The following is a 13,258-nucleotide window of genomic DNA, read 5'->3' on the forward strand; positions in this document are numbered from 1 at the left end:
GTACTCGATCGCGCTCTGTGCGGAGATCACTTGTTCTCAGCGTTCTGCGCGTTCTTCTCGAGCAGGTCCGCCAGGGAGTTGAAGAACTCCGTGTACGTCTGGATGCTCTCGTTGGTGTAGGTGTCGGCGGGCAGGTAGATGATGTTGCCCTCCTGGACTGCCTTCACGTTCTGCAGTGCCTGGGAGTCGTTGATGACCGTGGTCGCCGGCACGTAGTCGGGGCCGCCACCGGTCGAGGTACCCGCGTCACGGTCCATGACGATGATCAGGCCAGGGTTGGATGCGGCGATGGCTTCGACGGAGATGTCGTCACCCTGGTGGTCGTCGGTGCCTTCGGGAACCTCGAGAGCCGGGGTGAGGCCGAAGATATCGAACATGGGGCCGATGGTGCGCCCGGTGCTCGGGGCGACGTAACCGATCTCGCCGCCGGAGACGATCAGACCCATCACCGACTGATCCGGGGAGTATGCGGCCTGGACCCGGGCGATCGACGCGTCCAACGCGTCGTTGAGTTCCTGTGCCTCCGCTTCCTTGGCGAAGATCTCACCGAGGACAGTGGTGCCGCGCTTGAGTTCCTCGGCGAAGTCCTCGCCGTCGCGCGGCGCGACCTCGACGATGGTGGCGTCCGGTGCGAGCTCCTCGAACTGCTCCCTGAACTGCGCGTAGCGCCCGCCGTTGATGATCAGGTCCGGCTCGACCGCGACGACGGCTTCGAGGTTGGGTTCACGATGCGATCCCAGATCGACGATGCTGTCGTCCTCGGTGTAGGAGATCGTCTTCGGCATCAGCGATACGGCGCCTGCGGCGAGGGGAACGCCCCACGTATCGAGCGTCTCGAACGTGCTGTTGTCGGTGGCGACCACGGACTTGGGCGGCACGGTGACGGTCTGCGTACCGAAGTTGTCCTCGACCGTGACGGTGGTGGCGGCGGTGTCGGACGACTCGGCGGCCGGGTCGCTCGAGCATGCCGTCAGGGCGAGGACAGCCAGGGTGCCGAGCACGGCACCTCGGTACAGGCGGGATGCATTCATCGATGTTCCTCGGTGTTCGCTCACAAGAAATGGATAGGCACTTAGGAGAGCCTATTTTCCGGTTAGCTTAACCTAACCTGGGCAATTGTCCTGTCCTGGATCGGATGTTGTCTGTGACCTGCTGTTTTCTGCTCGGCTGCCTTCGTCGCCATCGCTTCGGTACGGTCGCAGCGTGAACGAAATCGAACAGGTAGCGCAGTTCCGCCGGCGTCACGACATCGACGTCCTCATCGATGTTCACACCCACTTCATGCCGAAGAACGTGATGGACAAGGTCTGGGAGTACTTCGACTCCGCAGGTCCGCTCGTCGGACGGCCCTGGCCGATCACCTACCGGCACGACGAGGAGGAACGCGTCGCGCGTCTCCGCGACTTCGGGGTGCACCGGTTCACCGCCATGCTGTACCCGCACAAGCCGGAGATGGCGGCGTGGCTCAACTCGTGGGCGGCCGACTTCGCGGCCCGGACCCCCGACTGCCTCCACACCGCCACCTTCTACCCGGAGGCCGACGCGAAGGAGTACGTCGCGTCGGCGATCGAGGCGGGCGCGCGCGTGTTCAAATCCCACATCCAGGTCGGCGACTACTCGCCGCTCGACCCGCTCCTCGACGACGTGTGGGGCCTGCTCGAGGACTCGGGCGTGCCCATCGTCGTGCACTGCGGGTCGGGCCCGGCGCCCGGCACGTACACCGGTCCCGCCCCGATGCGGGAGCTCATGCGCCGGTACCCGCAGCTGACGGTGATCGTCGCGCACATGGGTCTGCCCGAGTACCGCGAGTTCCTCGACCTCGCGGAGCACTACGAGCGGGTGTATCTCGACACGACGATGGCGTTCACCGATTTCGTCGAGGAGGACACACCCTTCCCGAAGGATCAGTTGCCGCGCCTCGACACGCTGCGCCGGAAGATCCTGCTCGGCACGGATTTTCCGAACATCCCGTACGGCTATCTCCACCAGCTCGAGGTGCTCGAACGCGTCGCGCCCGACAGCGAGTGGATCCGCGCGGTGTGCCGCGACAACGCCGCCTCGCTGTTCGGGCTCGGCGAGTGACCGGTGTGCTCGCCGATCAGGCGGTGATCGAGCGTCGGATGATCTTGCCGGTCGCGTTGCGGGGGAGCAGATCCTGCGTGATCCGCCAGACGGTGGGGACCTTGTAGTAGGCCAGTCGCTCGGCGCAGAAGGCTCGCAACTCGTCCTCGGTGATCGTGCTGCCGGGTCGCAGCACGACGACGGCGGCGACCTCCTGTCCCAGATCCTCGTGGTCCACGCCGATCACGGCGCTCTCGACGACGTCGGGGTGCTCGTCGAGGCGCTGTTCGATCTCCGTGGGATAGACGTTCTCGCCACCGCGCAGGATGAGATCGGACCGCCGGCCCGTGAGCCGCAGGCGTCCGTTCTCGATCGTGCCGTAGTCGCCGGTACGCAACCATCCCTCCGGGGTGATGGCCGCGTCCGTTGCGGCCGGATCCTCCCAGTAGCCGAGCATTACGTAGGGACTGCGGACGCAGATCTCGCCCTCGGTGCCGTCGGGCACCCGTTCGCCGAACGGATCGCGGATCTCCATGCTCACCGTGATGATGGGGGAGCCGAGGGTTCCGGGGAAAGCCTCGATTTCCGGGGCCGTCGCCATGGCGATCGCGGTGCTGCACTCGGTCAGACCGTAGCTGTCCACCAGAGCCTGTCGCGCGAAGGGGAACTTCGCCTGCAGGCGTTGCTTGAACGCGGGGGAGGACGGAGCAGAAGCCAGCGCGAACGCAGTGAGCGAGCCGAGGTCGTACCTGTCGGTGTTCTCGTGCTCGAGCATGCGCGAAGCCATCGTCGGCACCGCACCCCAGTTGGTCACCCTCTCGCGCTCGATGAGCGTGAAGACCTTGTCGACGTCGAACCCGCCTTCCGTCATGACAGCGGCGCTCCCCGTTGCGAGTCGCGGCACCGCAAGGTTGTGCAGGCTCGCGATGTGGAACAACGGTGAGGTCAGGAGGTACCGGTTGTCGCTGGGCACCGAGTCGTCATAGGGGCGCTGCTGCATCGCGGCAACCAGCGCGTCGGAGTATCGGTGATAGTCGACGACGGCGAGCACGTTGCGGTGGGAGTGCAGTGCCCCCTTGGGACGCCCACTGGTACCGCTCGTGAACAGGATGACCGCGGGATCGTCCTCCTCCACGTCGGCCGACGGCAGTTCGGCGCCGGACGCGGCGGCCACGATCCGAGGCACGTCCTGCTCGGTGGTGAGCAGATCGAACCCGGAGACCTCTGCTCTCGCCAGCAACTCGGCGCGCTTGGCGTCGGCGACGATCACCTTGGGCCGAACCAGGTTCACGCCGTAGGCGATTTCGGGCGGCGTCCACCAGGAGTTGAGGCCCACTGCGATTGCGCCCAGACACTGAGCGGCCCAGAAGGTGATGATCCATTCGGGGGAATTGGCCGCGAGAAGCGCGACGCGGTCGCCCTTCTTCACGCCGTGCTCGTCGCGCAGGACGGTCGCCAGGGCGGCCACGGCATCGGCGTGCGCGCTGAACGAGAGGCGGCGATCGGCAGTCACGAGGTAGTCGCGGTCGCCCCATTTCCGGGACGCGGCGACGAGGTCGCCGATGCGGCGGTCGCGGTTGCGCATGACCTGCATCCGGTTGCCGCGCACGTCCTCTTCGACGATTTCGAATCGGCCACCGGGGCCGGTGAGCTGGGAAACGACCTGCTGCAACATCTGCTGCAGATCTGCTTGTGCTGTCAAGGATTCGCCTTTCTCGGTCCCGCACGGTTTCGTCGCGCAGCAGGGCGTACACAGGGGGATCGAAGAACTGTTTCGGGTGACCTGGTGCATCGAATCCTAGGCGCTGTGTCCACTGTCACAGATTTGTCCCGGTGAGTGAGAGTGGTCCAGGTCTCACTCTGCGGGGTGGCTACCTTCGCGACACCCGGCCTACCGTCCGGCGCCCCGGAATTGCGCTTCGGCCCAGACCGAGACCAAGGAGTCCATCGTCGTGAAACTCAGTGCTGCCTCGAAATCGATGGCGGGTCTGTTCGCCGTCGTAGTGGCGACGTCCGCTTGTGCGTCGGACCGTGGCGCCGACCCGTCGGCGGGCGCCCTCGCTCCGGCGGCAGCCGCCGCAGCTGCGGCGGCTCCCACGGCCGAGGAATCGTTCGGAACCCTCGCATCTCCGTGCGGGCCGGGTGATGCGGCAGGAAGCACCGACCAGGGGGTCTCGGATACCGAGATCCGCATCGGATACGGCGACGACCGGGGCTACTCGAAGAGTCCCGGACTCAACAAGGAGATCGGTGACGCCGTCTCCGCGATGATCGACTGGTGCAACGCCCAGGGTGGCATCAACGGCCGCACCATCGTCGGTACCCACTACGACGCTGCGATGACGCAGGCCAACGCCGTGATGCAGAACGCGTGTGCGAGCGAGTTCATGATGGTCGGTCACGGCTTCGCCATGGACCAGACCTCCGAGCAGACCCGGGTCGCGTGCAATCTCGCCGCTGTCCCCGCCTTCACCGTGTCCCCCGACGCGGCCAACGGCCCGATGACCTACCAGGGCGTCCCGTTCCCGGTCGACTACGCGAACGGCTCCCAGTGGTTCCAGATCGCCGAGATGTACCCGGACCTGGTCGGCGAGTTCGACGTCATCGACAGCACGATGCCCACGATCATCTCGGCGAGCACCAAGATCCGGTCCATCGCCGAGGCCGCCGGCTTCACCCTGAAGAACTGCGGTGTCACGCTCAACTACGAGGGCGAGTCGAGCTACGCGCCCTTCGCCGAGAAGTTCAAGCAGTGCGGCGTCAAGGGCCTGTGGACTTCTCGCTCTCCGGTGCCGGCCGAATTCAACTTCGTGAAGGCACTCGACCAGGCCGGCATCGACCCGATCCTGCTCGGTGAGGCCACGTGGTACGGCAACGCCGCCCAGGCATGGAACGGGGAAAGTGGTCTGCTCGACAACCTCCACGCCGGCATGACCTTCCAGATGATCGAAAACGCCGATGCCGTACCGGCCGTGAAGAAGTACGTCGAGCTCGTCACCGAGCAGGGCGGCAAGACCGCGCTGCTCGGCATGCAGGCCACCTCTTCGTTCCTACTGTGGGCGACCGCTGCGGACGCCTGCGGATCGGACCTGTCCCGTCAGTGCGTCATCGATGAACTGTCCCGAATCAACGAGTGGGACGGAGGCGGCCTGCACGCCGTCACAGATCCCGGGAACAACATGCCGGCGACCTGCGGGCTCGTCGTGAAGCTCACCGGCGCCGAATACACCCAGGCGTTTCCCGCGCAGGCCGGCACCTTCGAGTGCGACGACCGTTACCGCGTCGCAACCGATCCGAGCACGTGGGGCACCGAACTCGGACCCGACCGCATCGCGACGAAATACCTGAACCCGAACATCATCAGACCGACCGTCTGATCCGAGGGCCCGGTGCCGGCGAGGCGTGACACGCACTCGCCGGCACCCCGACCAGAGGTACTCGTATGGACACCTTTCTGACCTTCACGATCGTGGGGTTGGTGCTCGGATCGGTTTACGCGATCGCTGCATCGGGCCTCGTTCTCACCTACAACACGTCCGGCATCTTCAACTTCGCGCACGGTGCACAGGCGATGCTCGGTGCGTTCGCCTACTGGCAACTGCGCTACGGCTGGGGGCTGCCCACCCCCGTCGCGTTGCTTCTCGTCCTCGGCGTCCTCGGCCCGATGACGGGCCTGCTGCTCTACGTCGTGATCATGCGCGGGATGCGTGACACCGCCGAGGTCACCAAGATCGTCGTCACCGTGTCGATCCTGCTCGGCATGGTCTCGGTGTCGCACTGGTTCTGGCATCCCGAGACCGCACGCACCATGACGATGTTCTTCGGCGACCAGGCGAGAATCGACCTCTTCGGCGTCACCATCCGCTACCACGAATTGATCTGTCTCGCCGCCGCAGTGCTCATCGCCGTGGGATTGCGAATCATGTTCGTGCGCACCCGCGTCGGAGTGGCGATGCGAGGTGTGGTCGACGACCCCGATCTGCTGCGCCTGAACGGGCACGACCCCGACCGGCTCGCCGCGCTGTCCTGGATGATGGGTTCGACCCTCGCGGTGCTGGCAGGTGTCCTCGTGACACCGATCAACGGTGGCACCCTCGAAGCGAACATGCTGACCCTGCTCGTCATCGACGCGTTCGCGGCGGCGATGTTCGGCCGGCTGCGCAGCATTCCGCGTACCTTCGCCGGTGCCCTGTTCCTCGGCCTGGCAGCCACATACGTGCTCGCCTACTTCCCGACCGCGTGGACGTGGACGTCGAATCTGCGGGTGTCCCTGCCGATGATCGCGCTGTTCGTGGTTCTCGTCGTACTGCCGCAGGATCGGTTGCGCGGTGCCGTCACCCGTACCCGGGAGCGCTACCACGTGCCGTCGGTGCGCAAGGCGATCGCCTGGGCGGTCGCGCTCGTCGTCATCGTCTATGCCATCCGCCTGCTCATGGTGACTTCGGCGGTCACGACCCTCACGATCGGCATGACCTTCGCGATCATCGCGTTGTCGCTGACCCTGCTGACCGGATACGCGGGCGAGATGAACCTCGCGCCGGTATCTTTCGGTGCCATCGCGACGATCGTGGCCTTCCACTTCGGTATCTCCGGGAGCGGACTGGCCGCCCACCTGAACCTGTGGGGCGTGGCGCTCGGTGTCGCCGTCACGGCCGTGATCGGTGGACTCATCGCGCTGCCGGCCCTGCGGTTGCGCGGCCTCTATCTCGCCCTGGCCACGATGGCGTTCGGTGTGTTCCTGTCGAACATGGTGCTGCGCGACACCACCCAGCACGAACTGTTCGGTATCAGATTCTCGCTGTTCACCGACGGCAACATCGCGATCCCGCCGTTGAAGATCGGGCCGCTGGACCTGCGGAACGAGACGACCTTCCTCATGACGGTGACGGTGATCTTCGCTGTTCTCGGCGTGGGCATCATCGCCCTGCGCAACAGCGGCTACGGGCGCCGGCTCGCCGCGATGAAGGACAGTCCCGCAGCGGCGTCGATGCTCGGCCAGAGCCTGGTGCGGCTCAAGCTCGGGGTCTTCACACTGTCGGCGGGCATCGCCGGCCTGGGCGGGCTGTTCATGTCGAGTGCGATGGGCTCGGTGTCGAACGAGAGCTTCTCGATCATGGTGAGCCTGTCGCTGCTGATGCTCACCGTCGTGGCCGGTATCGGTTACGTCTCCGGTGCGCTGTTCGGTGGTCTGATGTCGGGTATCGGCTTCGCCGTCATCATGGTTTCGTTCTCCAACCTCGCTGCGGGACAACCGGAACTGGCCGGAATGTGGACCTTCCTCGGTCACGTCGCCGCAGTGAGCCCCGCGCTCATCGGTATCGGCGTCGCGGCCAACCCGAGCGGGACCGTCCACCAGATGGTGGAGGGCTACCGTCACCTGAAGAACGCGAAGCCCGTGCTGGTCGGGGGAGCCGCGGTGGTCCTCGTGTCGTACCTGCTCGCGCTCGTCGGCGTGCTCGACAACTGGTGGTTCGCATCGATCACCATCGCGACGGTGTTCATGCTCCCGGTCATGGGGCAGTGGCTGATGCCCGAGGCGGTGCTCGGCGCGGAGGAAGCACAACGTCGCGCGCCGCTGGTTCCCGAGCGGGTCGGAATCGACGAACCCTACAACGAGCAGGCACGGGACGAGATCGACCGTGAACTCGGAATCGACGAACTTCTGGCCGCACGTGCCGCCGGATCGGAGAAGGAACTGATTCCTCATGGCTGAGGCACCCATTCTGGAAACACGCGGAATCACAGTCCGATTCGGCGGACACGTCGCGGTCAAGGACGTGAGTCTCGGAATCGAACCGGGAACGGTGACGGGCCTGATCGGACCCAACGGGGCCGGGAAGACGACCCTGTTCAACACGATCACCGGCCTGCAACGGCCGACGGCAGGCAAGGTCTTCCTCGATGGTCGTGACATCACGTCGCTACCGCCCTACAAGCGGGCCCGCATGGGTATGGCGCGCACGTTCCAGCGTCTCGAGTTGTTCGTGTCGCTGTCCGTGCGCGACAACCTCCGAGTGGCCGGGGACATCCACAATGCCAACGGACGCAACAAGATCGATGTGGACGAGGAAGTCGACCGGCTCCTCGAGCTGACCGGTCTGGCCGATATCGCGAGCACCGACGTCTCGGACGTACCCACCGGACGTGCCCGCGTCGTGGAGGTCGCCCGCGCGTTGATGACGTCTCCGCGCGTGCTGCTGCTCGACGAGCCCGCGTCCGGGCAGACCGAGCAGGAGACCGAGGCCTTCGCCACGCTGCTCGGTGACCTGGCGAAGGACGGCCTCGCGATATGCCTTGTCGAGCACGACATCCCGCTGGTGATGAAGATCTGTTCGCGGATCCACGTGCTCGACTACGGAGCGGTGCTGGCAAGTGGTGTTCCGGACGAGATCAAGAACGATCCGGCAGTGATCAACGCCTACATCGGCACCGAGGAGGAAGCGGTATGAGCGTCGAACCGTTGCTCGAACTGTCGGGTGTCCGGGCCGGATACGGCGCGATCGAGGTGCTGCACAGCGTGGACCTCGTACTCGAACCGGGCGCGGTGGTCGCCCTGCTCGGGCCCAACGGCGGAGGTAAGACGACGACCCTGCGCGTGTGCTCGGGGATCCATCCGGTCTCGTCGGGTGAGTTCCGGCTGGCCGGCCGGGTCGTCAACGGAGTGTCCGCAGCGGAACTCGCACGTCTGGGGGTGTGCTCGATTCCCGAGGGGCGCGGCATCTTCCCCAATCTCACCGTCCGCGAGAACCTGTGGATCGGAACCGGCACCGGTGTTCCTCTCGCCGACCTCGAAGAGGTGGCATACACGCGATTCCCCGTTCTCGGTGAGCGTCGATCGCAGCTGGCCGGTTCGATGTCCGGCGGCGAACAGCAGATGCTTGCGCTGTCGCGGGCGCTCGGTACCCATCCCACGGTGCTGTTGCTCGACGAACTGTCGATGGGCCTGGCACCGCGCATCGTCTCCCAGATCTACGAGATCGTCGGCGAACTCGCCGCCGAGGGCGTGTCGATTCTCGTAGCCGAACAGTTCGCGCGAGCGGTGCTCCCGATCGCCACCAGTGCCGCGCTGATGTTGCAGGGCCGGGTGGTGCGCACCGGCGATCCGGCGGAGATCGAAGAAGAACTTTCCACCACCTATCTAGGAGGATGACCATGACCGCACTCGCCGACGAGCGACGTGAACAGTTCAAGAAGGACGTTGCAGCGCTGGGTCTCGACGTCCCCCGTCCGGATTCGGGAGGAAAGGCCCGCATCGTCGGCCTGGCCCTGATGGTGATCGGCGCCGTCGCGGTCTTCGTCGTCTACATTGCGTCGCTGACCCTCTCCGATACCCGTGACCTGCTGTCCTACCAGTTGCTCGCTCTCGGCTTCGTGGCTGTCACTCTGATCGGTGTGGCGGTCTATCTCGCCGCCGCGATCACTCGTGTCCTACGTCTGTGGCTGGTCAGACAGTTGCTCGAGAGCAGCACGCAGACCGAGCGGATCGCGCAGGCGCTCGCACGCAACGACTGATCACAGATACGCCGAACGCGACGACGGCCCATCCCGAAAGGGGATGGGCCGTCGCGTCTTTCGAATCCTCAGAGGTCAGCTGCCCGCAGCCTCGAGGCCGGTGGTGATGTCGGCGAGGATGTCGTCGATGTTCTCGATGCCCACGGCGAGTCGCACGAGACCCGGGGTGACGCCCGCGGCGATCTGCTCCTCGCCGGTGAGCTGCGAGTGGGTCGTCGACGCGGGGTGGATGACCAGCGAACGGACGTCGCCGATGTTCGCGACGTGGCTGTGCAGGGTCAGCGCGTTGACGAAGCGCTTGCCGGCGTCGATGCCGCCGGAGAGCTCGAACACCACGATCGCACCGGCGCCGCGTGGGGTGAGCTGCTGGGCGCGGTCGTACCACGGCGAGGACTTCAGGCCGGCGTAGGCGACGGAGGTGACCTCCGGGCGTCCCTCGAGGAACTCGGCGACCTTCTGTGCGTTCTCCACGTGCCGCTCGATGCGCAGGCTCAGAGTCTCGAGACCCTGCGAGATGAGGAAGGCGTTGAACGGGGAGACAGCTGCGCCCATGTCGCGCAGCAGCTGCACGCGTGCCTTGAGTGCGTAGGCCGGAGCTCCGAGGTCGGCGAAGACGACACCGTGGTAGCTCGGGTCGGGGGTCGTGAAACCGGCGTGGCGGCCCTGCGTCCAGTCGAACGTGCCGCCGTCGACGATGACACCGGCGATGGCCGTGCCGTGGCCGCCGAGGTACTTGGTGGCCGAGTGCACGACGATGTCGGCACCGTGCTCGAGCGGGCGGAGCAGGTAGGGGGTGGCGACCGTGTTGTCGACGATCAGCGGCAGCCCGTTCTCGTGGGCGACACCCGAGATGCCGGGCAGGTCGAGGATGTGGTTCTTCGGGTTGGCGATCGTCTCGCCGAAGAACGCGCGGGTGTTGTCGCGGACGGCCTCGCGCCACTGGTCGAGATTGTCGGGATCCTGGACGAAGGTGACCTCGATGCCGAGCTTGGGCAGTGTGTAGTGGAACAGGTTGTACGTGCCGCCGTAGAGATACGGGCTCGACACGATGTGGTCGCCGGCCTGCGCCAGGTTGAGGATCGCGAAGGTCTCGGCGGCCTGTCCGGACGCGAGCAGGAGGGCGGCGACGCCACCTTCGAGGGCGGCGATGCGCTGCTCGACCGCGTCCTGCGTCGGGTTCATGATGCGGGTGTAGATGTTGCCCGGCTCGGCGAGACCGAACAGCGCCGCGGCGTGATCGGTGCTGTCGAAGGTGTAGCTGGTGGTCTGGTAGATGGGCAGTGCCCGGGCCTTCGTGTCGCCGCCGGCGGGCTGGCCCACGTGGATCTGCTTGGTCTCGAAGCTCCAGTTCGCGCTGGGATCGGTTGCTTCAGGGGTGTCGCTCATGGCTCTGCTCCGGATTCGGGATGTGTTCTGATCGTCGACGTGCTGACCTTCGGGCCCCCACACACGACATCACCGTACGACGGTGTGGAGGGGGACAGGAACGGGTGCGGCGGTCAGCGGGCCCGGCACCCGCGGATACACGAAATGTGGGCACGACGGTGCGGCGACCGGCTCGCGCGCTCGTACGTCTTGCTCACGGTCCCGACAATAACCTGTCCGCACGATTCCGACCAGACTCATAGGGATTCACTCTCCCCGGGAAACTGACTCCTGAGTACCTACAGTCTGTGTGTACCCCTTCCGGTGTGACCGCTGTTACTGCTAACGTTCTGGAACAGATTCCAGTTTCGTGAGGCGCGCAGGGTCGTGGCCAGGACTTATGGAGGTGCAGTTGACCGCCGTCGACTCCGCGCTCGAGCCCGTCGGAACCTCGTCGAAGCGAGAACTTCCACCATCGATGGTCGATCGGATGACCCTCATCCTGGAGGCCTTCGACAGCCGCGGCGCCCTCACTCTCGAAGAGGTCACCTGTCGCTCAGGGTTGCCCCGTTCGACCGTGCACCGCATCCTCGACCACCTCGTGCGTCGCGACTGGATCGAGCACGCATCCTTCGGTTACTGCCTCGGCCCGCGTGCGCTCGGCCTCGGTGGCAGCGACACCGGCCACCGCCGTATCCGGGAGGCCGCTGCGCCGCATCTCCACGACCTGGCGATGCAGACCGGTGCCGTCGTCCACCTGACAGTCCTCGAGGGCAACGAGGTGCTCTACCTCGACAAGGTCGGTGGGCAGCTCGCGTCGAGCGTGCCGTCGCGGGTAGGTGGGCGGTTCCCCGCCTACGCCACCGCGGCCGGCAAGTCCATCCTCGCGTGGCTCGAACCCGAACGCATCGACGCGCTGTACGGCAAGGCGCTCGTGCCGTGCACGGAGCGCACCATCCGCGATCACGTCGCACTGCACCAGGAACTCAACCGCATCCGCAAGCGTCGTGGCGTCGCATTCGAACGTGAGGAGGCCGCGCGGGGCATCGGATGCGTGGGTGTCGCGCTCCGCGGCGTCGACGGCCCGGTTGCCGCCCTGTCGCTGGCAGCGGACGCCCGTTCGACCCGCCTGGAGTGGGTGGCGCCGATCGTCGCCGATACCGCTCGGAAGATCACGCGCACGCTGTTCCCGGAGCAGGAGCGCGACGACAGCCTGCAGGCCACCGAGAAGGTGGGCTGACGCCCTTCGGTTTTCGCCACGAACGGCTGTGCGCAGTTCTCGTTCGGATCCCTTCGGGGAGATCGACGAGAACTGCGCACAGTTCGTTATGGGCCCGTAGGCCGTGTCAGAGCAGGTGGACCTTCTTGTAGAGGATCTTCGAGGGTCCGCCGATGAGGCCGACGTTGTCGAGGAAGGTCATCAGCTTCGCGCCGGACTTGCGCACGCGATCGTGATAGTGCTTGTTGCCCTTCGCCTCTCGCAGAGCGCGCTCGCGGTCGAGGCCTGCATTGGCGTAGACGTCGGGGTGGATCATGCTCTTGACGACGAAGAAGACCACGAGCGCGGTGTTGAAGCGCTCTATCGCCAGTCGTGCGCGGCTCGCACCGGCGAGTCGGCGTGCGACCTCCTCGCGGGCGAAGCGGATGTGGCGCGCCTCCTCGAGGACGTGGATCTTCGACACCGCGCGGGTGACAGGCTGGACCCGCTCGTCGCGCATGAAGTCGCGCTGCATCATGTCGAGGATCTCCTCGGCAGCCATGACCGATGCATAGGCGTTGGCGCCCTTGAAGAAATGGCCCCACAGGCGACCGAGCTGGTGGATGTAGCGGGCCGGACCGTAGCCCGGCATGTTCAGCCGTTCGCCGGCGCGCGCGAACATCACCGAGTGGCGGCACTCGTCGGCGACCTCGGTGAGGGCGAACTGGACGTGACGCGAATGCTTGTCGCGGTCGTAGACGTCGCGCAGGAGCATCTGCATGAGCAGGATCTCGAACCACAGGCCGACGCTCGAAACGCTCGCGGCCTCGTGCTTGGTCAACTCGATGCGCTGTTCGTCGGTGAGCTCGTCCCACAGCGCGGTGCCGTAGAGCGTGCTCCATTCGGGGGTCATACCGAACTTGTCGTCGGGGACGGGGGCTTCCCAGTCCACCTCGACGACCGGGTCGTACGACTTGCGTGCGGACGAGGCGAGCAGTCGTCCGGCGGTTTCGTCGCGATCGGACAGTGCGACGCCGGGGATGAAGCCCTTGCTGGTCTCGCGGGTGAGCGATGCGGTCATGTCTCCACCTTTTTAGTGTGACGACTGGTAACTGTTATCTA

The 13,258-nt window shown here is 65.8% G+C and carries 11 protein-coding genes; 7 read left to right on the top strand and 4 right to left on the bottom strand.

What is annotated here, in order from left to right; all coding sequences use genetic code 11:
• Positions 1–26: 26 nt before the first annotated feature.
• Positions 27–1,031 (bottom strand): siderophore ABC transporter substrate-binding protein, encoded by a 1,005-nt coding sequence (locus ACNJ7K_RS09240; RefSeq protein ID WP_487041522.1) that lies wholly within the window; start codon positions 1,029–1,031, stop codon positions 27–29.
• Between the two features lie 172 nt (positions 1,032–1,203).
• Between ACNJ7K_RS09240 and ACNJ7K_RS09245 the strand changes: the two genes are divergently transcribed.
• Positions 1,204–2,082: an amidohydrolase family protein gene (locus ACNJ7K_RS09245; RefSeq protein ID WP_487041523.1), complete on the top strand. Its 879-nt coding sequence runs from the start codon at positions 1,204–1,206 to the stop codon at positions 2,080–2,082.
• A gap of 16 nt (positions 2,083–2,098) precedes the next feature.
• Here the strand turns inward: ACNJ7K_RS09245 and casG are convergent, their stop codons facing one another.
• Positions 2,099–3,763 (bottom strand): steroid-24-oyl-CoA synthetase, encoded by a 1,665-nt coding sequence (casG, locus tag ACNJ7K_RS09250; RefSeq protein ID WP_026061188.1) that lies wholly within the window; start codon positions 3,761–3,763, stop codon positions 2,099–2,101.
• Between the two features lie 277 nt (positions 3,764–4,040).
• On the opposite strand from casG, the gene ACNJ7K_RS09255 reads away from it, so the two are divergent.
• The 5 genes from ACNJ7K_RS09255 (at position 4,041) to ACNJ7K_RS09275 (ending at position 9,573) form a co-directional block, all read left to right on the top strand.
• The gene (locus ACNJ7K_RS09255) at positions 4,041–5,438 is read left to right on the top strand and encodes an ABC transporter substrate-binding protein (RefSeq protein ID WP_174247105.1); all 1,398 of its coding nucleotides are present in this window, start codon (positions 4,041–4,043) and stop codon (positions 5,436–5,438) included.
• 65 nt (positions 5,439–5,503) lie between these two features.
• On the top strand, positions 5,504–7,774 hold the full coding sequence (locus ACNJ7K_RS09260; protein WP_016694191.1) for an ABC transporter permease: 2,271 nt from the start codon (positions 5,504–5,506) through the stop codon (positions 7,772–7,774).
• Positions 7,767–8,510 (top strand): ABC transporter ATP-binding protein, encoded by a 744-nt coding sequence (locus ACNJ7K_RS09265; protein ID WP_016694190.1) that lies wholly within the window; start codon positions 7,767–7,769, stop codon positions 8,508–8,510. The genes ACNJ7K_RS09260 and ACNJ7K_RS09265 overlap by 8 nt, the downstream gene beginning before the upstream one ends.
• On the top strand, positions 8,507–9,211 hold the full coding sequence (locus tag ACNJ7K_RS09270) for an ABC transporter ATP-binding protein (protein ID WP_016694189.1): 705 nt from the start codon (positions 8,507–8,509) through the stop codon (positions 9,209–9,211). The genes ACNJ7K_RS09265 and ACNJ7K_RS09270 overlap by 4 nt, the downstream gene beginning before the upstream one ends.
• Positions 9,208–9,573 carry a hypothetical protein gene (locus tag ACNJ7K_RS09275; protein WP_016694188.1) on the top strand — a complete coding sequence of 122 codons (366 nt, stop codon included), beginning with the start codon at positions 9,208–9,210 and terminating at the stop codon, positions 9,571–9,573. Before ACNJ7K_RS09270 ends, ACNJ7K_RS09275 begins: the two co-directional genes overlap by 4 nt.
• A gap of 75 nt (positions 9,574–9,648) precedes the next feature.
• Here ACNJ7K_RS09275 and ACNJ7K_RS09280 read toward each other — a convergent pair whose 3' ends face one another.
• Positions 9,649–10,959 carry a bifunctional o-acetylhomoserine/o-acetylserine sulfhydrylase gene (locus ACNJ7K_RS09280; RefSeq protein WP_016694187.1) on the bottom strand — a complete coding sequence of 437 codons (1,311 nt, stop codon included), beginning with the start codon at positions 10,957–10,959 and terminating at the stop codon, positions 9,649–9,651.
• 379 nt (positions 10,960–11,338) lie between these two features.
• On the opposite strand from ACNJ7K_RS09280, the gene ACNJ7K_RS09285 reads away from it, so the two are divergent.
• On the top strand, positions 11,339–12,178 hold the full coding sequence (locus ACNJ7K_RS09285) for an IclR family transcriptional regulator (RefSeq protein WP_026061566.1): 840 nt from the start codon (positions 11,339–11,341) through the stop codon (positions 12,176–12,178).
• A gap of 106 nt (positions 12,179–12,284) precedes the next feature.
• Here the strand turns inward: ACNJ7K_RS09285 and ACNJ7K_RS09290 are convergent, their stop codons facing one another.
• Entirely contained in the window at positions 12,285–13,217 is a 933-nt protein-coding gene (locus ACNJ7K_RS09290) for an AurF N-oxygenase family protein (RefSeq protein ID WP_016694186.1), read from the bottom strand.
• Positions 13,218–13,258: the final 41 nt, after the last annotated feature.

Origin of the sequence: Rhodococcus shunpengi (assembly GCF_048381395.1) — a bacterium.
GTDB lineage: Bacteria > Actinomycetota > Actinomycetes > Mycobacteriales > Mycobacteriaceae > Rhodococcus.

Coding starts and splice junctions, on each gene's coding strand:
- ACNJ7K_RS09240 (WP_487041522.1), bottom strand. CDS start 1,031: ATGAATGCATCCCGCCTGTACCGAGGTGCCGTGCTCGGCACCCTGGCT.
- ACNJ7K_RS09255 (WP_174247105.1), top strand. CDS start 4,041: ATGGCGGGTCTGTTCGCCGTCGTAGTGGCGACGTCCGCTTGTGCGTCG.
- ACNJ7K_RS09260 (WP_016694191.1), top strand. CDS start 5,504: ATGGACACCTTTCTGACCTTCACGATCGTGGGGTTGGTGCTCGGATCG.
- ACNJ7K_RS09265 (WP_016694190.1), top strand. CDS start 7,767: ATGGCTGAGGCACCCATTCTGGAAACACGCGGAATCACAGTCCGATTC.
- ACNJ7K_RS09270 (WP_016694189.1), top strand. CDS start 8,507: ATGAGCGTCGAACCGTTGCTCGAACTGTCGGGTGTCCGGGCCGGATAC.
- ACNJ7K_RS09275 (WP_016694188.1), top strand. CDS start 9,208: ATGACCATGACCGCACTCGCCGACGAGCGACGTGAACAGTTCAAGAAG.
- ACNJ7K_RS09280 (WP_016694187.1), bottom strand. CDS start 10,959: ATGAGCGACACCCCTGAAGCAACCGATCCCAGCGCGAACTGGAGCTTC.
- ACNJ7K_RS09285 (WP_026061566.1), top strand. CDS start 11,339: ATGGAGGTGCAGTTGACCGCCGTCGACTCCGCGCTCGAGCCCGTCGGA.
- ACNJ7K_RS09290 (WP_016694186.1), bottom strand. CDS start 13,217: ATGACCGCATCGCTCACCCGCGAGACCAGCAAGGGCTTCATCCCCGGC.